This window comes from Mesorhizobium sp. M0910 (assembly GCF_040319465.1).
GTDB lineage: Bacteria > Pseudomonadota > Alphaproteobacteria > Rhizobiales > Rhizobiaceae > Mesorhizobium.
The window spans coordinates 709,280-727,615 of record NZ_JAMYNZ010000002.1 but is presented as its reverse complement, the minus strand read 5'-3'; the positions used below and the strand labels follow the sequence as shown (position 1 = coordinate 727,615).

Sequence of the window (18,336 nt, the reverse complement as noted above, 5' to 3'; positions counted from 1 at the left end):
CGATTCCGAGCAAATCAAAGTTTTTTTGCCAGCGCTTCCGCCTCCGCGTCCAGCGTTGCGCGGTTGCGCAAACGAAGCCGGTGCTCACGGTGAACGATGTAGAGGCCGCTGGCGACGATGACTGTGGCACCGACCAGCGTCCAGCGATCGGGAAACTGGTTGAAGACGATCAGGCCGGAGATGATCATCCAGATCATCTGCGAATAGGGATAGGGAGCCAGGGCCGTGGTGGTGGCAAGGCGATAAGCCTGCACAAGAAGCCAATGACCGATGGCGCCGAAGACGCCAAGCATCAGCAATATGAACCAGTGCCAGCCATCCTGCGGCAGCGAAGGCGAAAACGGCAGTGTCGGCAAAAGCAGCACGGCCGGCGCCAGCGCCGAAAACAGGATGAGGCTTTCCGAGGTTTCCGTAGCCGACATGCGGCGCGTCATGATGACGTAGAAACTGTTCGACAGCATCGAGCCGAGCGCAAAGAGATGGCCGACGCCAAAAACGCCGACGCCCGGCCGGGTGATGACGAGGACGCCGACAAAGCCGCTCATGATCGCCAGCCAGCGCCGCCAGCCGGCCCATTCGCCGAGCAACGGACCGGCAAGCGCGGTGATCACCATCGGGCCGAAGAAGTAGATCGAGGTGGTTTCCGCCAGTTGCAGCGTCCGCAGCGCCAGAATGTTGAACATCGTCGATCCGAACAGGAGCAGACCGCGCGTGATGTGCGCCGGCAGGTTGGCGGGACGAAAGCGCAGCGGCTCACGCCATCCGCGCAGAAAAACGCCGACGATCAGCACATGGACCGCGAAGCGGGTCCACGCGACGATCAGCGCCGAGACGCCGGCCAGGACAAGGTACTTGCTGCTGGTGTCGAGGAAGGTGAAAAACACATAGACGGAAAGCATGCACAGGATCGCCGCCGGCGATGTCGCGCTTTCGTCATGTCTTGGGGAAGCATTCAATTTCAGGCCGGACGGGAAGCAAGGCAGTCCTTCACCCATGCGGGAATTGTCGCCCGCGGGCAAGCCAAAAGAGGCTGGCACAACGACAGGCTCACGTTTTGTTGCTGGTGGCCGGCGAGTCAGGCGTGCATGCGGGCGCCCTTGGTGATCTTGTCGACGAGTTTCTTTTCGGCGCGAAGCGCAATGCCGACCACCTTGGCATCCTCCGGCGCAAATTCGGCAAAGACGGCACGGTTGGCCAGATCATAACCAGTCGAAAACATTTCCTCGACATAGAGCGATACCGTCACACCACGCTCCAGCGCCCGCCGCTGGATCGCGCCGAGTGTCTGGCCGTCCGCCGAAAGCACGATGACCGGCTGGATCGACAGCGGGTTGTAGATGTTGCCGGCGCGATCACGGTAGGGGTCGCCGATAATGTCGGGAAATTGCGCGACGATGCCGCTGGTCAGAAAGGCGGTGACATTGAGCTTTTGCCAGACGGGAAGATCATCCTTGAGCACGATTGCAAATTTCGTATCGAACATGCGACAGTTTCCAATCCGAAAGGGGCCAATCCGAGGCTGCGAGAAAAGCGATGCCGCACGGTCTAGACGGGGAAGCCTTTCAGGGTCTTGGACGTTTGTGCGTGGATGCAGCCGAAAACTGCATCGTACCGGCACCCCGTGCTGCCGGCATGGAACGCATCGAGGCCCGGTTCCACGGCAACGCCTTCGATCTCCATCGCCACGACACCTATGCGATCGGGGTGACGCTTTATGGCGTGCAGCGCTTCCGCTATCGCGGCCAAATGCATCTGAGCCTGCCTGGCCAGATCATTATCCTTCATCCCGACGAACTGCACGATGGCGGTGCCGGCACCGAAGACGGCTTGCGATACAGAATGCTCTATTTGGAGCCGTCCCTGATGCTCGATTGTCTCGGCGGCGGATCACTGCCGTTCGTCAGGAATGCCGTTGTGACAGACCGCGATCTGCTTTCGGCGCTCGGGCCGCTGGATCAGCAACTGGACGAGCTGTTTGTCGTCGATTTCATGACGCAGCTTATGCAAAGCCTGGCCCGGCACGCCGGTCAGCCGGCGAAACCGGTAGCGAAAACGGCGTGGCGCGCCGCCAGCCTGGCGCGCGACTATCTGGAGGAAAATGTCGCGCGGATTGTACGTTCAGACGAATTGGAGGCGATAACCGGGTTGGACCGTTATGCCCTGTCGCGGCATTTTCGCGCGACCTTCTCGACCAGCCCGCACCGGTTCCTGTTGATGCGCCGGCTTCAGCGAGCCCGTCGGATGATCGAAGCCGACGAGCCGCTGGCGCAAATCGCCATCGCCGCCGGCTTCAGTGATCAAAGCCATTTCAATCGGCATTTCAAGAAGGCGTTCGGCGTCACACCGGGACGTTGGTCGGCACTGACGCGGCGGCCGTCAGCGGCGAACGCGTGAGCTATTCAAGCATCTTTTCTTCTATATCCAGGTCGTCATCCGGGAGCACCATTTCGCCGTTCGACAGGTTCGCCTCGACGCGGGCAAGCAGCTTGAACAGCGCTTTCTGATCCTTCTTGTCGAGACCCTTCAATGCCTGCTTTTCGGTCTTCTTCACCGATTTCTCGATGGCGTGGATGATTTCGCGGCCGGTGTCGGTGAGGAAAATATGCGCCTGGCGGGCATCGGCGGAGGAGGCGCGCTTTTCCAGAAAACCCTGTGCCTGCAGCCGGTTGATGGTCTTGGTGATGGTCGGCGGACGCACGCCGAGGCGGCCGGCAAGGTTGCCGGGCGTCTGCCCGTCCTCGCGGTCGAGCGCCAGCATGATCTGGTCCTGGCCGGCATAGAAACCATGCGCCAGAAGCCGGGCGGCGAGCGCCGTGCGCGCCAGCCGCGCCGCCGAATGCAGCCGGCTCATTGTTGCAGTCTTGTCCGCCTTGGCCATGCTCATCCCTCCTCGGCCGAACCGGAGCGGACAGCATAGAAGCAGGCCGCCGGTTGGCAATGACCATCGAAAACATTCCGGCTCGGAAAATAGCTTTGCCGGCAAGCATCGCGGTGTTCGCCGTGGCTAATGCCAGATGTTTATTTCAGTTAGATGACAAACGACTTTCTGGAAGGGCTGGATGGGACATGACGAGGCGTTCTCAACCGGCCTTCACCGCGACCACCATCAAGGCCTGAAAGGCGTCCGCCATTTCCCGCAGCGCTGCCTGCGACAGCAGCCCGGCCTGCCGCGCAATGCCGTCCCGCGCGTTCGATGTATCGCGTTTGCCCGGGCGATCTTTATAGGGCGCGACGGTGGCGAATATCTGCTCGCTGAGGCTGTCGGGGAAGAACATCTGGCCGGTCATTACCGAGCGGTCGTCAGGGAAAATCTTGAAATGGATGTGGGTGGTGCGGCCGCGATACCAGCCGGGATAGATGGTGGCGAAAGAAGCGATGCCGCTTTCATCGGTTCTCTGCCAGCCCCGCAGAAAACTCTGGCCGGACGTGTCGATATCCTGCCCGTCGCCCTGTCCGGGATAACCAGAATAGGCGCCCTGGGCGTCGCAATGCCAGATGTCGACGCGTGCGCCGGGAAGCGGCCGGCAGGCGGCGTCGACGATTTGCAGCCGCACATTGAGGGCGATGCCCTTCTTGCCCTCGGTGATATCGGCGCGTTCGAGCTTCGGGTCGAAATAGAACGGCCCTTCAGCGACCTCGGGCGTGATGGCGCAGACGCCGGCACCTGCTTCGAACAAAGCAAGCCCGGCATAGGGCGAAACCTTCCCGGCCCTTGCACCGGCGGGCAGGAATATGCCGCCAGCGGTAACCGCAACGAGACGGAGCGCCTGCCGACGGCTTAGTGGCAAGGACTTGTCGGACATCTGGCGTCTCTTCAATTCGAACAGCCCTCGTGAATGACCCTTTGCCTGTCTAAGCCCACCGCCAACCCGCGCCAATGAAAGTTCGGCAATGTGAGGAAAGTTCGGCAATACCAGCCTCTCTTTGGTCCACCGGTTTGGCTCGTGCAAAAGCCGAGCACACATCCTATATGGAGCCGACAATCCCTATTCGAGGCACAATATGAGCGACGCACAGACGCAGATCCCCGTAACCGTCCTCACCGGCTATCTTGGCGCCGGCAAGACGACACTGCTCAACCGCATCCTTTCGGAAAACCATGGCAAGCGCTACGCGGTCATCGTCAATGAATTCGGCGAGATCGGCATCGACAACGAGCTAATCGTGGAATCCGACGAGGAAATCTACGAGATGAACAACGGCTGCATCTGCTGCACCGTGCGCGGCGACCTGATCCGCGTCGTCGAAGGCCTGATGCGCAGACCCGGCCGCTTCGACGCCATCGTCGTCGAGACCACAGGCCTCGCCGATCCCGTGCCGGTAGCGCAAACCTTCTTCATGGACGACGATGTGCGTTCCAAGACCAGGCTCGATGCGGTGGTGGCGCTGGTCGACGCCAAGCACTTGCCGCTGCGCCTCAAGGATTCCCGCGAGGCCGAGGACCAGATCGCCTTTGCCGACGTCGTCGTGCTCAACAAGACCGATCTCGTCACCCCCGAAGAGCTGAGCAAGGTTGAGGCAACGATCCGCGCCATCAACCCGGCGGCACGCATCCATCGCACCACGCGCGCCAGCGTGGCGCTGTCCGAGGTGCTGGATCGCGGTGCGTTCGACCTGTCCCGAGCGCTGGAGAACGATCCGCACTTCCTCGAGGCTCATGACGATCACGACCATCATGATCATGATCATGACCACCACCACCATGATCACGACGGCCATGATCACCACGATCATGACGGCCATCATCATGCGCACCCTTCCGACATCCATGACGTGACCATGCAGTCGGTGTCGCTGCGCGGTGGCGAGATGGACCCGAAAAAGTTCTTCCCGTGGATCGAGAAGGTCACCCAGATGGAAGGCCCGAACATCCTGCGGCTGAAAGGGATCATCGCGCTGAAAGGCGATGACGAGCGCTATGTCATCCAGGGCGTGCACATGATCATCGAGGGCGACCACCAGCGCGCCTGGAAGGACGGCGAGAAACACGAGAGCCGGCTGGTGTTCATCGGACGCGAACTCGATGCCGAGCGGCTGAAGACAAGCTTCGAGGCCTGCCAGGCCGCTTGATTTAGCTGCCTTCTTCCTTTCCCCCTTGTGGGAGGAGGGGCAGCCGCAACGCTGGCGCTCTCTACTCACGACGATCCGAAGCACGGGTTGAGACGGGCAGCTCAACCCCTTAAGGGTGAGGTAGCAGAAACCTCGGACGGAACTATCTCTCATGCCCACAGTCGCCCCGCTCGATCTCGAAGGCCACTGCCTCGCCGCCGTGTTCCTCGGCGACGTGCCGCACTTTGCGCTGGCTGACGGCACAATCCATCGGCTCGACCACGGCCACAAGACGGTGCAGGCCAATGACGGGATGCTCGCCGCCTTCCATGATGCGGCGAACGACCGGCTGATCACCGGTGGTGAGGACGGCAGGATCTTTGGCGTGACCGCTGGCGGCAATACCGCGGAATTGGCGACCGCAGGCAAAAAATGGATCACCAGCGTCGCCGCCGGGCCGCAAGGCGCTGTTGCCTATGCTTCGGGCAAGATTGTCTATGTGCGCTTTGCCGACGGCAAAACCAGGGAATTCTCGCATCCGCGCTCGGTCGAGGGGCTGGCCTTCTCGCCCAAGGGCATGCGCGTCGGCGTTGCCCGCTACAATGGCGCGACGCTGCATTTCCCGGCCGCCGACGGCAAGCCGGTCGAACTCGAATGGGCCGGTGCCCACACCGGCATCACCTTCTCGCCGGACGGCGGCTTCGTCGTCACCACCATGCAGGAAAACGCGCTGCATGGCTGGAAGCTCGCCGACGGCAAGCACATGCGGATGTCCGGCTACCCCGGCAAGGTCAAAAGCCTGTCGTGGAGCGCCAAGGGCAAATGGCTGGCGAGTTCCGGCGCGCCGGCGGCGATCGTCTGGCCGTTTTCGGGCAAGGACGGGCCAATGGGCAAGGCGCCGCTGGAACTCGGCACGCGCGGCAATGCGATGGTCACCTCCGTCGCCTGTCACCCGAGCCAGGACGTCGTTGCTGTCGGCTATGATGACGGCATGGTGATGGCGGTGCGCTTCGCGGACGCCAGGGAAGTGCTGTTGCGCCGGCCGGGCAAGGGCGCCGTCACCTCGATGATGTGGGACAGGCAAGAGCGCCGCGTCGCCTTTGGCAGCGCCGCGGGTGACTGCGGCGTCATCGATATTTCGGCGTAGCCTGTTACTTACTCGGCTCCGCAAGATACTTTGCCGGTCAATTCATCCGGTTTGCCGTCCTTTTCGGCATCAGCCGTAACATCATAGATTGAGAGCAAATAGCGGCCGTCATAGACGCCTTCGTCGCTGGCCTTGGTCAGGATCGCCAGTTCGACATAGCCGTAGGCGTTCTCGACCTGCCGTTCGTGGTAGACGAGCAGCCGCAGTTCCTTGTTGTCGAGCCAATATTGCGTGAGGTTCTGATCCCCGAACACCGTCTTGCGCAGACTGTCGGCAGCCGGCCTGCCCAGAATTTCGAGCTCGCCGCTAAAATTGAAGGTCGGCCCGCCCATGCCTCTGGTGACCCCGGCACCGACCTGAAATTTGACGGCTGCATCCTCGGCGGAACACCAGATGCCGCCCGACCCCAGAGCCGCACCAACCGACGACAGCAGCGTTGCTGCGCAGACGATCGCCCGCACCATCTTGTCCCCTCCGGCCGAAGTACCATTGGCGCCCGAAGGCGGCTCGCGGTCAAGCGCCTGTTTCCATTTAAATGACCGCTGACCCAACACAGGGCAGCCGCCCGGCCAATTGCGGTGGCGGATGCCGATTGTCTAAACTGCGACTGAGAGGGGCCGCCATGAACGTCATCGACCATGCAAGGACTTCCATCGGCGGCATCGGCCCGGCCCGGATCGCCGAGTTGTACGAGACCGAGGCAGAAGTCTTCCGCCAGGCGCGGCCGAAATCGATGGCCATAATCGGCAATGGCTTGCCCGGCTTCTTCGGCGGCGTGCCGATGCACTGGATGAACGACTGGCCGACGCCTTTCCCGATTCTGGTCGACAGCGCCAGGGGCGCCACGATCACCGACATCGACGGCAACCGACTGGACGATTTCTGTCTTGGCGACACCGGCTCGATGTTCGGCCATTCGCCGCCGCCGGTCGCCCGCGCCATCCGCCGGCAGGCCGGACGCGGCCTGACCTATATGCTGCCCAGCGAAGACGCACTGGCCATCGGACCGCTGCTGCAACAGCGCTTCGGCCTGCCTTTCTGGCAGATCGCAACGACGGCGACCGACGCCAACCGCTTTGCGCTGCGGATTGCCCGCGCCGTCACCGGCCGCGAGAAGATCCTGGTCTTCAACGGCTGCTATCACGGCTCGGTCGATGAGACTATGGTGCGGCTGGTCGACGGCAGACCGGTCAACCGGCCGGGATTGGCCGGCGAGTTCCGCGACCTGACGCGGGCAGCCGATGTCGTCGAGTTCAACGATCTGCCGGCGCTCGACGCGGCACTCCGGGGCAACGATGTCGCCTGCGTCATCACCGAGCCGGTGCTGACCAACTCCTGCATGGTGCTGCCCGAAGCCGGCTTTCATGATGGGTTGCGGCGTCTTACTCGTGCGACCGGCACGCTGCTGCTAACCGACGAGACGCATACCATCTCGACCGGTCCCGGCGGCTATACGAGAAAATTCGGGCTGGAGCCTGATCTGTTCGTGCTCGGCAAGCCGATCGCCGGCGGCGTGCCGGCCAGTGTGTGGGGGATGAGCGAGGACGTCGCGACCCGCTATGCCGCCTATAACAGGGTGAAGGAACCGGGCTATTCAGGCATGGGGACGACACTGTCGGGCAATCCGCTGCAATTCGCGGCGATGCGCGCCACATTGGAAGAGGTGATGACCGACGAGGCCTACGGCCATATGGATCATCTGGCGCGGCGGCTCGACGCCGGACTGACCGCCGTCATCGACCGCTACCGGCTGCCCTGGCATGTCTCACGTGTCGGCGCCCGCGTCGAGTTCATCTGCGCGCCCGGCCCGCTGAGGAATGGCGGCCAAGCGGAAGCAGCCCATGCGCCCGAACTCGAAGCGGCGATCCATGTCGCGCTGGTCAATCGCGGCGTGTTGATCGCGCCCTTCCACAACATGATGCTGATCTCCCCGGCCACGAGTGCGGCCCAGGTGAACCGGCTGATCACCGCCTTCGCGGCGGTTGCGGCCAGGCTCACGGCGTGAGACAAGCTTGCGACATGAGAGAAGCACGCAAGCCAGATTTGAGTTCCATCGTGACGTCACCTTCGGGTTCCACGCCCGCAGAGGCGCGAGCCTTTCTCGAGGCCCATCCCGAGATCGAAGCCTTCGATATCGTGCTGACCGACGCCAACGGTGTCGGGCGCGGCAAGATCGTGCGCCGGCACGAACTGATGAGCATCTTCGAGAACGGCCGGCACATGCCGATCTCGATCCTCGGCCTCGATATCACCGGCGAGGATGTGCACGAGACCGGGCTGATCTGGACGACTGGCGACGGCGATCTCCGGGCATGGCCGATCCCTGGCACGCTGGTGCCGCTGTTCGGCACGCAGCCGCCGCGCGGCCAGGTGCTGATGGCGATGTACCATCTCGACGGCCAGCCAATGTCGTCCGACCCGCGGTTGGCGCTCGCCCGCCAGGTAGATATGCTTGCGGCCAAGGGCCTGCATCCGGCCGGCGCCTTCGAACTCGAATTCTTCCTGCTCGCCAACGAGCGCGATGCCGAAGGCAAGGTGCAGCCGGCGCACGCGGTGCTCGACGGACGCCGCTCGGCCAAGACGGAGGTCTATTCCGTCGATCATCTGCACGGCATGGAGCCGCTGTTTTCCGACATCTATGCTGCAGCCAAGGTGCAAGGCATCCCGGCCGAGACGGTCATTTCCGAATATGCGCCGGGCCAGTACGAATTGACGCTCAACTACCGCAAGGATGTGATGCGGGCGGCTGACGATCTCGTCATGCTCAAGCGTCTGGTGCGGGCGCAGGCGCGCCGTCATGGTGTCACCGCTTGCTTCATGGCCAAGCCGATCGAGAAATATGCCGGCTCGGGCATGCATTTTCATGTCTCGCTGCTGGACGATGCCGGCAAGAATGTCTTTGCCGAAACCGGCGGTGAAAGCTGGTCGCTGCCGCTGCTGCGCGGCCTCGGCGGACTGATCCAGACGATGGCGGAATCGATGCTGGTCTTCGCGCCGCATGCCAACTCGTGGCGGCGCTTCGTCTCGCAATCCTATGCGCCGGTGGCGCCGACCTGGGGCGTCAACAACCGTTCGGTGGCACTGCGTGTGCCGGCCGGCGACGCAAAAAATCGGCGCATCGAGCACCGGCCGTCGGGCGTCGACGCGAATCCTTACCTGGTGGCAGCAACGGTGCTGGCAGGCATCGTCAAAGGCCTTGACGAAGGCCTCGACCCCGGTCCCGAAACCACGGGCAATGGCTACGAATCCGCCGTCACGCGCACGACGATGCCGGTCGACTGGCGTGCCGCGATCGAGGCCGCAAGGGCGTCGAGCTTCCTCAAGGGCGCATTGGGCGAAGACCTGCACCGGACGTTCGTGGCAATCAAGCAATCGGAATATCTGCGCGTGGCGCGCACGGTCAGCGAACTGGATTATCACCTCTATCTGCACGAGGTGTAGGGCATCACATCGTCGGCCATCCGCCGTCGAAGGCGCATGCGGAATAATTTCAGCGGAACCTTCGGCGGGCTTTTCTCATTGCGTATCTGATTGCAGGAGCGAACAAGGCCGCCTTAGTCATGATCGCCAGGATGCAGACAACCCCGACGCCGCACCATGCCAAGGTGCAGGCAAGAAGCTTGCCTGCAAGCAAGTCTCCGGAAACGACAGAAATCGACGCCAGAACGATTCCTGAACTGCGCGAAACGGCCAAGATCTGCCGCCGCTGTCCGCTATGGCACGACGCCACGCAGACCGTGTTCGGTGAAGGCCCTGATAAAGCCAAGGTGATCTTCGTCGGCGAACAGCCGGGCGATCAGGAGGATCTGGCGGGCAAGCCTTTCGTCGGTCCGGCCGGCAAGGTGTTCGACGCGATCCTGGACGATGCGGGCGTCGATCGGCTGAAAGTCTACGTCACCAACGCGGTCAAGCATTTCAAGTTCGAGCCGCGCGGCAAGCGGCGCATCCACTCGAAGCCCAACGCCGGCGAGGTGCAGGCATGCCGCTGGTGGCTCGACAAGGAGATCGATCTGATCAAGCCCAATCTGGCGGTAGCGCTCGGCGCGACGGCGGCGCAGGCGCTGCTCGGCAAGGTGGTGCCGATCATGAAGATGCGCGGGGCGGTGGTGGAGCGCGACGATGGCTTGCGTGTCTTCGTCACCATCCACCCGTCCTTCATCCTGCGCATTCGCGAGCCGGCGGATAAGCAGGCAGAACGCGACCGGTTCCTGCAGGATATGAGAGCGGTGAAAAAGCTGATGGCCGCCTGAGCTATTTGATCAATATCGCCCGGAAATCGTTGACGTTTGTGCCGGTCGGACCGGATACGAAAAGGTCATCTACGGCATTGAATGCCGTCCAGGCATTGTTGCCGGCAAGCATGGCCTTGGCATCGACGCCCGCCTTACGCATCCGCGACACCGTCGAGCCGTCGGCGAAGGCGCCGGCATTGTCTTCCGAACCGTCTATGCCGTCAGTGTCGGCGGCCAGTGCGTGCACGCCGACTATGCCGCTGATGCCAATGGCGAAGGCGAGCAGGAATTCCGAGTTGCGGCCGCCTTTGCCTTTTGCACGCAGGGTCACCGTCGTCTCGCCGCCGGACAGGATCAGAACCGGTTTTGCAAACGGCCGGTTGCGCGTTGCCACTTCGCGCGCGATCGCGGCGTGGACGCCGCCGACCTCACGCGCCTCGCCTTCGATGGAATCGGAGAGAATGACCGCCTGAATGCCTTGGCGCTTCGCTTCGGCCGCTGCGGCTTCCAGCGAGACGCCGGCGGAAGCGATCAGATGCACCTCGTTGCGGATAAAACGCGGGTCGTCCGGTCGTGGCGCATCGGCCGCCGGCGAATTGATATGCGCCATGACCGAAGCCGGCAGGTTCATGCCATAGGCAGCGATCGACGCCAATGCGTCCTTACGACTGCCTATATCCGGTACGGTCGGACCAGAAGCGACCAGAGCCGGATCGTCGCCCGGAATGTCAGAAACAACCAGCGAGACCACCTTGGCCGGATATGCGGCGGCCGCCAGCCTGCCGCCCTTGATCGTGGAAAGATGTTTGCGGATGGTGTTCATCGCGGCGATCGGCGCGCCGGAGGCGAGCAGCGCCTCGCTGACGGCGATCTCGTCGGCCAGCGTCAGGCCTTCGGCAGGTGACGGCAGCAGCGCCGAGCCGCCGCCCGAAATGAGCGCCACGACGAGGTCGTCCGCAGTCAGTCCCTGGACTTTTTCGAGCAGCCGCCGGGAAGCTGCGAGCCCCGCGGCATCCGGCACCGGATGCGCCGCCTCGATGATCTCGATGCGCCGGCAGGCCGCGCCATAGCCGTAGCGGGTGACGACCAGCCCTTCGATCGGCCCGTCCCACACCTTCTCGAAAGCCGCCGCCATCTGCGCCGAGCCTTTTCCTGCACCGATGACGATCGTGCGGCCCTTCGGCCTTGCCGGCAGATGATCCTTGATCGTCCTCTGGGGATCGGCGGCGGCAACGGCGGCGTTGAAGATCGAAATGAGAAAGGATTTGGGGTCTACCTCTGTCATTTTGCTTCCGCCGGCAATGCCAGCTCGCGCGCGTCGATGCGGAGATGCTCACACAGCGCATCGACGACCACGCCATGGTCCTCACGCTCCGGCAGGCCGGAGACGGCGATCACGCCAATGACGCCGGCGCCCTTGACAGAGATGGGAAAGCCGCCGCCGGCCAGCACGTAGTCGGCAGTATCCAATCCCTCGCCTGGCTTGAAGCTGCGGTCGGGGCGCTGCTGCTCCAGCACCATGCGGTAGGTGCTTTTCAGGAACCGCCGCACCACGTTGATCTTGCGCCGCGCCCAATCCGGATTGGAAGCGTTCGAGCCGGGCATTGCCGCATAGAACAGCGGCCGGTCGAAGGTTCTGATATCGACGATGATCGGCAGGTTTTCCTTGAGAGCCCGGTCGCGGATCGCCGAGCCGATCTCGAAAGCGACGGCTTCATCGAAGCCCGAAAAGACAAGCGTGGCTTCCTGTTTCTTGATCAGAGCGATGTCGTCCGCAACGGCCATGTCGTTCCCCTGTCAACTTCGCCGCACGCTTTGCCGGATGGCTGCCGCACGGTCAAGCCGGTCGCATGCGACAGCTAAACCGCCATGTCCGTCTTGGCCGCGCGGCCGGCGACATAGACCTCGCGCACGGCGCGGTCGTCGCCGAGCGTCTGCAGCAGAAACAATTCCTCGGCGAGCGTGTCCGCCGTCTCCACCCGCAGCCGCATCGCCGGCGTGGCGCGGGCGTCGAGCACGACGATATCTGCGTCGCTGCCTTCCTCGAGGGTGCCGATCTTTTCCGCAAGCGACAGCGCCTCGGCATTGCCGCGGGTCAATTGCCAGAACGACTGGAACGGATTGAGCTTCTCGCCGTTCAGCGCGATCACCTTGTAGCCCTCGTCCATGGTGCGCAGCATCGAATAGTTGGTGCCACCGCCGACATCGGTGGCGGCGGCGATGCGAAGCGGCTTCTCGCGGCGGCGATAGCGCTGATAATCGAAAAGGCCCGAGCCGAGAAACAGGTTGGAGGTCGGGCAGAACACCGCCACCGAGCCGCTATCGGAAAGTGCGTCCGCCTCGCGTTCCGAGAGATGGATGCAATGGCCGAACAGGCTTCTTCGGCGGAGCAGCCCGTAATGCTCATAGACATCGGTATAGTCGCGCGCCTGCGGATGAAGCTGCTGCGTGAAGGCGATCTCGGCGTGGTTTTCCGACAAATGCGTCTGCATGTGCAGATCAGGATATTCGCGGCAGAGCGCGCCCGCCATCTCCAATTGCTCGGGCGACGAGGTGATGGCGAAGCGCGGGGTGATGGCATAGTGCTGGCGCCCCTTGCCGTGCCACTCCTCGATCAACGCCTTGCTGTCGTCATAACCCGATTGCGGCGTGTCGAGCACGCCTTCCGGCGCGTTGCGGTCCATCATCACCTTGCCGGCGATGTTGAGCATGTTGCGGTCATGCGACTCGGCAAAGAACGCTTCGGCAGATTCCTTGTGCACCGAGCAATAGGCGGCGACAGTCGTCGTGCCGTGGCGCAACACTTCATCCAGGAACAGCCTGGCGATACGGCGGCCATGCTGGGCGTTCTGGAATTTGGTCTCTTCCGGAAAGGTGTAGGTGTTCAGCCAGTCGAGCAGCTCGGCGCCGAAGGAAGCGATGACCTGCATCTGCGGAAAATGCGCGTGCGCATCGATGAACCCGGGCAGCAGCAGATGTGGCCTATGGTCGATCTTTTTTGTTCCCTCGCCCGCCTTTTTCTCGACTTCGGCATAGGCGCCAGCGGCAACGATCCTTCCGTCGCGCATCAGCAGGCCGCCATCTTGCTCGTAGCGCCAGGCGGAATGGTCGTCGATAGTTTCTGGCCAACGCAAAAACGACAGCGTGCGGCCGCGCAGGAGCGTGCTGGTCATGCTATTTCCCCGCGCCTTCGAACCAGGCTACCAGCAGTGCCCGTTCCTTGTCGGTGATCTGGGTGACGTTGGCGGGCGGCATGGCGTGGCTGCGTCCGGCCTGCAGGTAGATCTCGCCGGCGTGCTCGGCGATGCCGGCATCGGTATCGAGCATCACGCCCTTAGGCGCGTGGTAAATGCCCTCGTAGGACGGCTCCGCCGCATGGCACATCGAACAGCGGCCAAGCACCGTATCACGCACGGCGGGAAAATGCGCCGAGGCGACGTAGACCTGTGCCGCCGAGGACGTTTTGACCTCGCCGGTCAGCAGCTTCGGTGCCGTCGACAGCCAGATGATGACGACGAACAGGACGGCGGCGGCCAGCCAGGTCCAGGTCGGATTGCCTTTGCGCGCATGCCTGGTGTTGAAATAGTGCCGGATCAGCACGCCGATGATGAACACCAGCGAGGCAATGACCCAGTTGAACTCTGTGCCGAACGCCAGCGGATAATGGTTCGACAGCATCAGGAACAAAACCGGCAGCGTCAGGTAGTTGTTGTGCAGCGAGCGCTGTTTGGCGATCTTGCCGTATTTCGGATCGGGCTTACGGCCGGCGATCAGGTCGGCGACGACGATCTTCTGGTTGGGGATGATGACCATGAAAACGTTGGCCGACATGATCGTCGCGGTGATGGCGCCGAGATGCAGGAAAGCGGCGCGGCCGGTGAACAGGTGGGTCAGGCCCCAGGCGATGAACACCAGCACGCCGTAGAGCACCAGCATCAGGCCGGTGTCGCTGTTGCCAAGCGGCGAACGGCACAAGAGATCGTAAACCACCCAGCCGACGCCGATCGTCGCCAGCGACAGCAAGATGCCTGCAGGCACCGACATGGCAAGCACATTCGGATCGATCAGGAACAGGTCCGCCCCGGCATAGTAGACGATGCACAGCATGGCGAAGCCCGACAGCCAGGTGGCGTAGGATTCCCATTTGAACCAGGTCAGGTGCTCGGGCATTTCGGCCGGCGCCACCAGGTATTTCTGCACGTGGTAGAAGCCGCCGCCATGCACCTGCCATTCCTCGCCGAAGGCTCCGGCAGGCATGCCCGGACGCTGGCGCAGCCCGAGGTCGAGCGCGACGAAATAAAAGGACGATCCAATCCAGGCGATACCGGTGACGACGTGCAGCCAGCGCACGGCGAAACTCAGCCAATCCCAGAATATCGCGAAATCCATCATGAAAAATCGTCCCTGCCGATCGGCTGACTTTACGGGTTGGAGCGCAAACGAAAAGGGCCGAGACGCGCGATGACTTTCAAAAAAAATTGGAAAATACTAGGCTGATCCTACGCAGCCACATGAGAGCCACGAAAGCCGCATGGCCTATCTCGATAACATCGCCGTTTTCGTCCGTGTCGTCGAGCTCGGCAATTTGTCGGCGGCTGGGCGCGACATGCGCATTTCGCCGGCGGTCGCTTCCAACCGGATCAAGGAGCTCGAGAAGCACCTGGGCGTCAGGCTGTTCAACCGTACGACGCGGCAGTTGATGCCGACCGAGCACGGCACGGTGTTCTACTCCGGCGCCAAGCAGGTGCTGGAGGCGGTCACCGAGGCGGAAGCGGCGGTCAGCGCATTATCCGGCCAGCCGCGCGGCACCATAAAGGTGACAGCGCCGCTCGGCCTCGGGCGGCGGCTGGTAGCATCCGGCATCCCGGATTTCCACGACAGGTACCCCGATATCGAGGTACGACTCCGGCTTTCCGATCACAATGTCGATATCATGAAGGAAGGCATCGACGTTGCCTTCCGGCTGGGCATCATCGAGGATTCCAGCCTCAGGATGCGCGGCATTATGGAATGCGAGCGCGTGCTGGTAGCGGCCCCGCAATATCTGGAAGTGCGCGGCGAGCCGAGCGAGCCGCAGGAATTGATCGGCAAGAAACACGATTGCCTGATGCTGCGCTATTCCGGCGCGCGTGAATATGTCTGGACTCTGCAGACGCCGAACGGCCCGCAAAAGTTCGAGGTGCACGGCCCTTACGATACCGATGATGGCGACGTGCTGACCGGCTGGGCGCTGTCCGGCCGCGGCATCATCAACAAGCCGCGCTTCGAGGTCGAGCCGTTTATCCGCGACCAGCGGCTGAAGGTGATCCTGAGCAACACGCCGCCGACGCCGGTGCAGTTTGCCGCCGTCTACCCACACAAAAAGCTGCAGGATCCGAAGGTGCGGCTGCTGCTCGATTTCATGGCCGAGCGCTGCCAGCGGCTGATCCGGGATATTCTGGCCGGCAAATGATCGCCGGCTGGCCGGTTGCTTTCCGTCCAGCCGACGAGATAATTCCCAAGGAATCTCGCTCAACAGGGAAAAGCGATGGCCGACGGCGCCACAATGTGTCTCGCCGTTTCACTGTCTCCGGAAGCCGCCCCTTCCCATCCGCCCGGCGCCGGCCCGGACTTCAGTCTGCTGGCGCGGTTCGTGCAAGAAGCCGAAGCGGCCGGCCTGGACATGGTGTTGCTCGGCGATTCCGCGCCGGTTGCAAGTGGGCCGAACCGGCAAATGCGCTTCGAAGCGACGACCTTGCTGGCAGCGCTGGCTACGGTGACAAGCAGGATCGGCCTCGTCGCGGCAGCGTCGACGGTCGCCCACCAGCCCTACAATCTCGCGCGTCGTTTCGCCTCGCTCGATATTATCAGCCATGGTCGCGCCGGCTGGAACGCGAGCATGACGCCCGACCCGCGCGAGGCGGCCAATTTCAGCCGGCCGGAAGGGTTTTTCGGCGACGATCTCCGCCTGCGCGCAGAGGAATTCATCGGCATCGTGCAAGGTTTATGGAAAGGCTGGGACGCAGACGCGCTGCTGTTCGACAAAGTTGCCGGCCGCTTCTTCGATCCCGAGAAGATGCACCTTCTCGACCACAAGGGCGAATATTTTTCCGTGCGCGGGCCGCTCAACGTGGCGCGGTCGCCGCAGGACACGCCGGTGCTGGTCATGTCCGGCCTGTCCGAGCCCGCCATGGATATCGCCGCCCGCACCGCCGATGTCGTCCTGCTGGATGAGCCATCGATCGAGCCGGCCAAGTCGGGCGATCTGAAGCGCCGTGCGCTTACTTTGGGGCGCAGGCCGGAGGCGCTGAAAGTGCTGATGAACGTTACCGGCAGCGCCGAAATAACCGCCGCGCCGGACCTTTTTGCGGACAGGCTCGAAGAGTGCTTTCGCTCGAAAGCCTGCGACGGTTTCAACGTCGCCATGCCGTTCACATCGGCGCTCGACGATTTCGTCGGTCTCGTGCTGCCGGAGCTTCGCCGCCGCGGCCTTGTCCGGTCCGGGTACAGCACGACGACACTGCGCGCCCATCTCGGGCTTGCAGGGGAGGATCGGCAATGAGCGCCGGTCGGGGCCAGATGAAGCTCGGCGCCTTCCTGTGGGCGACAGGCCACCACATCGCCGCCTGGCGCCATCCGCAGGCGCATGTCACGGCCGGCATCGACGTCGATCATTACATCCAGCTGGCGCGGACGGCGGAAGCGGCAAAGTTCGACATGATCTTCTGCGAGGACGCCGCCGGCGTGCGCGAGGCCAATGTCAACATCGCCAGCCAAACGTCGCGCTCGATCGGCTTCGAGCCGATCAGCCTGCTTGCGGCGCTCGCGGTGCAGAGGGAGCGCATCGGCCTCGTCTCAACGGCGTCGACAAGCTATAACGAGCCTTACGGGCTTGCGCGAACCTTCCTGTCGCTCGACCATCTGAGCGGCGGCCGAGCCGGCTGGAACCTTGTCACTTCGGCCAGCCAGATCGAGGCCGCCAATTTCGGCTCGACCGGACTGCGCCCACATGCGAACCGCTACGAACGCGCGCGCGAATTCGCTGCCGTGGTTGCTGGCCTTTGGCAAGGCCAGGGTGGACACGAAGGCAGAAGTTTTTCGGCGCGTGACCCGCTCGATCTGCCGCGCTCGCCACAAGGTGCACCGGTTATGGTCCAGGCGGGAGCGTCGGATGAGGGCCGCGATCTCGCCGCCCGGACCGCCGATGTGGTGTTCACTGCGGCGCAAACATTCGAGGAGGCAAAGGCCTTCTACGACGACCTCAAGGGACGGCTGGCGGCCCATGGGCGCGAGCCGGAGGACGTCAAGATCATGCCCGGCGTCGCGCCGGTCGTCGCGGCAAGCGAAGCGGAAGCCCGGGCAAAACATGATGAACTGCAGGAGCTGATACCGGACGATGTCGGTGTCGCGCTGCTTTCCAGCTATCTCAGCATATCCGATCTCGCGCGCTATCCCATCGACGGACCGCTGCCCGAGCTGCCGGCCAGCGAAGGCATGCAGAGCCGGCAGGCGCTCGTCATCGAGCAATCACGCCGCGACAAGCTGTCCATTCGCCAGCTTGCCCGTCATTTCGCCGGCGCGCGCGGCCATTGGCGCGTCGTCGGAACGCCCGCCCAGATCGCCGACGAGCTCGAAGCACGCTTCGAGGGCGGCGCGGCGGACGGTTTCAACGTCATGCCATCCTATTTTCCCGGCCAACTCGATGCCTTTGCCACACTAGTCGTGCCGGAGCTGCAGCGGCGCGGGCTGTTCCGAACGGATTATGAAGGCAGCACGCTGCGCGACCATCTGGGCTTGAAAAGGCCGGCGTAAACGACGAGCGGAACGAAAGTCGGAGATCGCCGTTTTGGGATGCTGTGCCGCGCGGCGATGAGGGCGTCTGCGCGCATGTTCGATTGACCTTCCACAAACTTCGCCCTTTTTTAAACC

18 protein-coding genes are annotated in these 18,336 nt (G+C 63.0%); 9 read left to right on the top strand and 9 right to left on the bottom strand.

What is annotated here, in order from left to right; translation table 11 throughout:
• Positions 1-14 precede the first annotated feature (14 nt).
• Both NKH78_RS07510 and NKH78_RS07505 read right to left on the bottom strand, forming a co-directional pair.
• Positions 15-899, bottom strand: a complete 885-nt coding sequence (locus NKH78_RS07510) for a DMT family transporter (RefSeq protein ID WP_352740488.1) — start codon at positions 897-899, stop codon at positions 15-17.
• 176 nt (positions 900-1,075) lie between these two features.
• Positions 1,076-1,483, bottom strand: a complete 408-nt coding sequence (locus tag NKH78_RS07505; protein ID WP_254816031.1) for a DUF2000 family protein — start codon at positions 1,481-1,483, stop codon at positions 1,076-1,078.
• A 50-nt stretch (positions 1,484-1,533) separates the two neighbouring features.
• On the opposite strand from NKH78_RS07505, the gene NKH78_RS07500 reads away from it, so the two are divergent.
• A complete protein-coding gene (locus tag NKH78_RS07500) occupies positions 1,534-2,394 on the top strand; it encodes an AraC family transcriptional regulator (RefSeq protein WP_352740486.1) in 861 nt (286 codons plus the stop codon).
• Between the two features lies 1 nt (position 2,395).
• On the opposite strand, the gene NKH78_RS07495 is transcribed toward NKH78_RS07500, so the two are convergent.
• Both NKH78_RS07495 and NKH78_RS07490 read right to left on the bottom strand, forming a co-directional pair.
• On the bottom strand, positions 2,396-2,878 hold the full coding sequence (locus NKH78_RS07495; RefSeq protein WP_352686618.1) for a MarR family winged helix-turn-helix transcriptional regulator: 483 nt from the start codon (positions 2,876-2,878) through the stop codon (positions 2,396-2,398).
• Between the two features lie 202 nt (positions 2,879-3,080).
• Positions 3,081-3,803 (bottom strand): intradiol ring-cleavage dioxygenase, encoded by a 723-nt coding sequence (locus tag NKH78_RS07490; RefSeq protein ID WP_352686615.1) that lies wholly within the window; start codon positions 3,801-3,803, stop codon positions 3,081-3,083.
• 199 nt (positions 3,804-4,002) lie between these two features.
• On the opposite strand from NKH78_RS07490, the gene NKH78_RS07485 reads away from it, so the two are divergent.
• Both NKH78_RS07485 and NKH78_RS07480 read left to right on the top strand, forming a co-directional pair.
• Positions 4,003-5,070: a CobW family GTP-binding protein gene (locus NKH78_RS07485; protein ID WP_352740484.1), complete on the top strand. Its 1,068-nt coding sequence runs from the start codon at positions 4,003-4,005 to the stop codon at positions 5,068-5,070.
• Positions 5,071-5,221: 151 nt separating this feature from the next.
• On the top strand, positions 5,222-6,196 hold the full coding sequence (locus NKH78_RS07480; protein ID WP_352882491.1) for a WD40 repeat domain-containing protein: 975 nt from the start codon (positions 5,222-5,224) through the stop codon (positions 6,194-6,196).
• An 8-nt stretch (positions 6,197-6,204) separates the two neighbouring features.
• Here the strand turns inward: NKH78_RS07480 and NKH78_RS07475 are convergent, their stop codons facing one another.
• Positions 6,205-6,660: a hypothetical protein gene (locus NKH78_RS07475; RefSeq protein ID WP_352505894.1), complete on the bottom strand. Its 456-nt coding sequence runs from the start codon at positions 6,658-6,660 to the stop codon at positions 6,205-6,207.
• A 158-nt stretch (positions 6,661-6,818) separates the two neighbouring features.
• Between NKH78_RS07475 and NKH78_RS07470 the strand changes: the two genes are divergently transcribed.
• The 3 genes from NKH78_RS07470 (at position 6,819) to NKH78_RS07460 (ending at position 10,446) form a co-directional block, all read left to right on the top strand.
• Positions 6,819-8,201, top strand: coding sequence for an aspartate aminotransferase family protein (locus NKH78_RS07470; protein WP_352882487.1), 1,383 nt, complete (start codon positions 6,819-6,821; stop codon positions 8,199-8,201).
• Between the two features lie 14 nt (positions 8,202-8,215).
• Positions 8,216-9,637, top strand: coding sequence for a glutamine synthetase family protein (locus NKH78_RS07465; protein WP_352736852.1), 1,422 nt, complete (start codon positions 8,216-8,218; stop codon positions 9,635-9,637).
• Positions 9,638-9,723: 86 nt separating this feature from the next.
• A complete protein-coding gene (locus NKH78_RS07460) occupies positions 9,724-10,446 on the top strand; it encodes a UdgX family uracil-DNA binding protein (RefSeq protein WP_352736933.1) in 723 nt (240 codons plus the stop codon).
• A gap of 1 nt (position 10,447) precedes the next feature.
• Here NKH78_RS07460 and NKH78_RS07455 read toward each other — a convergent pair whose 3' ends face one another.
• From NKH78_RS07455 to NKH78_RS07440, 4 genes are all read right to left on the bottom strand, one after another.
• A complete protein-coding gene (locus NKH78_RS07455; RefSeq protein WP_352736850.1) occupies positions 10,448-11,713 on the bottom strand; it encodes a glycerate kinase type-2 family protein in 1,266 nt (421 codons plus the stop codon).
• Positions 11,710-12,213, bottom strand: a complete 504-nt coding sequence (locus tag NKH78_RS07450; RefSeq protein WP_352736848.1) for a heme-degrading domain-containing protein — start codon at positions 12,211-12,213, stop codon at positions 11,710-11,712. Before NKH78_RS07450 ends, NKH78_RS07455 begins: the two co-directional genes overlap by 4 nt.
• Positions 12,214-12,287: 74 nt before the next feature.
• The gene (gene guaD / locus NKH78_RS07445; protein ID WP_352736846.1) at positions 12,288-13,601 is read right to left on the bottom strand and encodes a guanine deaminase; all 1,314 of its coding nucleotides are present in this window, start codon (positions 13,599-13,601) and stop codon (positions 12,288-12,290) included.
• Between the two features lies 1 nt (position 13,602).
• Positions 13,603-14,820, bottom strand: a complete 1,218-nt coding sequence (locus tag NKH78_RS07440; RefSeq protein ID WP_352505900.1) for a urate hydroxylase PuuD — start codon at positions 14,818-14,820, stop codon at positions 13,603-13,605.
• Between the two features lie 139 nt (positions 14,821-14,959).
• Here NKH78_RS07440 and NKH78_RS07435 point away from each other — a divergent pair, with 139 nt between their 5' ends.
• The 3 genes from NKH78_RS07435 to NKH78_RS07425 all read left to right on the top strand — a co-directional run bounded on the left by NKH78_RS07435 (position 14,960) and on the right by NKH78_RS07425 (position 18,219).
• Positions 14,960-15,880: a LysR family transcriptional regulator gene (locus NKH78_RS07435; protein ID WP_352480068.1), complete on the top strand. Its 921-nt coding sequence runs from the start codon at positions 14,960-14,962 to the stop codon at positions 15,878-15,880.
• Between the two features lie 75 nt (positions 15,881-15,955).
• Positions 15,956-16,969: an LLM class flavin-dependent oxidoreductase gene (locus NKH78_RS07430; RefSeq protein ID WP_352736845.1), complete on the top strand. Its 1,014-nt coding sequence runs from the start codon at positions 15,956-15,958 to the stop codon at positions 16,967-16,969.
• Positions 16,966-18,219, top strand: a complete 1,254-nt coding sequence (locus NKH78_RS07425; RefSeq protein WP_352736844.1) for an LLM class flavin-dependent oxidoreductase — start codon at positions 16,966-16,968, stop codon at positions 18,217-18,219. The genes NKH78_RS07430 and NKH78_RS07425 overlap by 4 nt, the downstream gene beginning before the upstream one ends.
• Positions 18,220-18,336: the final 117 nt, after the last annotated feature.

What these genes read in the sequence shown, in the direction of transcription:
- NKH78_RS07510 (WP_352740488.1), bottom strand. Translation starts at nt 899, where the DNA reads ATGCTTTCCGTCTATGTGTTTTTCACCTTCCTCGACACCAGCAGCAAG.
- NKH78_RS07505 (WP_254816031.1), bottom strand. Translation starts at nt 1,483, where the DNA reads ATGTTCGATACGAAATTTGCAATCGTGCTCAAGGATGATCTTCCCGTC.
- NKH78_RS07500 (WP_352740486.1), top strand. Translation starts at nt 1,534, where the DNA reads ATGCCGCACGGTCTAGACGGGGAAGCCTTTCAGGGTCTTGGACGTTTG.
- NKH78_RS07495 (WP_352686618.1), bottom strand. Translation starts at nt 2,878, where the DNA reads ATGGCCAAGGCGGACAAGACTGCAACAATGAGCCGGCTGCATTCGGCG.
- NKH78_RS07490 (WP_352686615.1), bottom strand. Translation starts at nt 3,803, where the DNA reads ATGTCCGACAAGTCCTTGCCACTAAGCCGTCGGCAGGCGCTCCGTCTC.
- NKH78_RS07485 (WP_352740484.1), top strand. Translation starts at nt 4,003, where the DNA reads ATGAGCGACGCACAGACGCAGATCCCCGTAACCGTCCTCACCGGCTAT.
- NKH78_RS07480 (WP_352882491.1), top strand. Translation starts at nt 5,222, where the DNA reads ATGCCCACAGTCGCCCCGCTCGATCTCGAAGGCCACTGCCTCGCCGCC.
- NKH78_RS07475 (WP_352505894.1), bottom strand. Translation starts at nt 6,660, where the DNA reads ATGGTGCGGGCGATCGTCTGCGCAGCAACGCTGCTGTCGTCGGTTGGT.
- NKH78_RS07470 (WP_352882487.1), top strand. Translation starts at nt 6,819, where the DNA reads ATGAACGTCATCGACCATGCAAGGACTTCCATCGGCGGCATCGGCCCG.
- NKH78_RS07465 (WP_352736852.1), top strand. Translation starts at nt 8,216, where the DNA reads ATGAGAGAAGCACGCAAGCCAGATTTGAGTTCCATCGTGACGTCACCT.
- NKH78_RS07455 (WP_352736850.1), bottom strand. Translation starts at nt 11,713, where the DNA reads ATGACAGAGGTAGACCCCAAATCCTTTCTCATTTCGATCTTCAACGCC.
- NKH78_RS07450 (WP_352736848.1), bottom strand. Translation starts at nt 12,213, where the DNA reads ATGGCCGTTGCGGACGACATCGCTCTGATCAAGAAACAGGAAGCCACG.
- guaD (WP_352736846.1), bottom strand. Translation starts at nt 13,601, where the DNA reads ATGACCAGCACGCTCCTGCGCGGCCGCACGCTGTCGTTTTTGCGTTGG.
- NKH78_RS07440 (WP_352505900.1), bottom strand. Translation starts at nt 14,820, where the DNA reads ATGATGGATTTCGCGATATTCTGGGATTGGCTGAGTTTCGCCGTGCGC.
- NKH78_RS07435 (WP_352480068.1), top strand. Translation starts at nt 14,960, where the DNA reads ATGGCCTATCTCGATAACATCGCCGTTTTCGTCCGTGTCGTCGAGCTC.
- NKH78_RS07430 (WP_352736845.1), top strand. Translation starts at nt 15,956, where the DNA reads ATGGCCGACGGCGCCACAATGTGTCTCGCCGTTTCACTGTCTCCGGAA.
- NKH78_RS07425 (WP_352736844.1), top strand. Translation starts at nt 16,966, where the DNA reads ATGAGCGCCGGTCGGGGCCAGATGAAGCTCGGCGCCTTCCTGTGGGCG.